Origin of the sequence: Pseudomonas sp. EA_65y_Pfl1_P113, assembly GCF_963970525.1 — a bacterium.
GTDB classification, from domain to species: domain Bacteria; phylum Pseudomonadota; class Gammaproteobacteria; order Pseudomonadales; family Pseudomonadaceae; genus Aquipseudomonas; species Aquipseudomonas tritici.
The window spans coordinates 1-578 of the sequence record NZ_CAXAQM010000268.1; the positions used below are offsets into that span (position 1 = coordinate 1).

Sequence of the window (578 nt, forward strand, 5' to 3'; positions counted from 1 at the left end):
TCACGACGTTGCTATGGCGCGCGCCGGATATCGAAGATTGCACACGCTTTGCGTCGGCGGGTATTGACCGCGTCATTGCCAAGCCTATCGCGGGTGCGGCGCTGGCGGCCGCGATGTTTGGAAATGCCGCGCCATCGGACGTTTCCGCATCGGAGGTGCTTGTAACGCAAGCGGCATGAAACGATAGAGATGCACACCATGGCGTATTTTTACTCTCGTGATTCCGTAGTGGAGTGCTCCCGGTGAACATTCTGTTCATCGAAGATGACCCGATGAATCGGCGCGTCGTGAAGGACATGCTCGATGTCGCTGGTGCGACGATGACCGGTGCGGAGAGCGGAGAAATTGGACTGGCGCTGATCGAGGCGCAGGATTTCGAGATCGTCCTGCTCGATTTACGGATGCCCGGTATGGACGGGTTTGAAACGCTGCGGCGCATCCGTGCGCGCGGCGATGCCAAGGCGCATCTCCCGATCATCGTGGTGACTGCGGACACAGCGGTGGATTTGCGCGAGCGTTGCCTTGCACAAGGGGCAGACGAAGTGTTGTTCAAGCCCGTCGCGATGGATTCCCTCTTC

Annotated in this window: 1 protein-coding gene; it reads left to right on the forward strand. The window is 59.2% G+C overall.

The window, feature by feature from the left end; all coding sequences use genetic code 11:
• Positions 1-242: 242 nt before the first annotated feature.
• On the forward strand, positions 243-578 hold a 336-nt coding region (locus AACY52_RS29520), incomplete at its 3' end, for a response regulator (protein WP_339561254.1).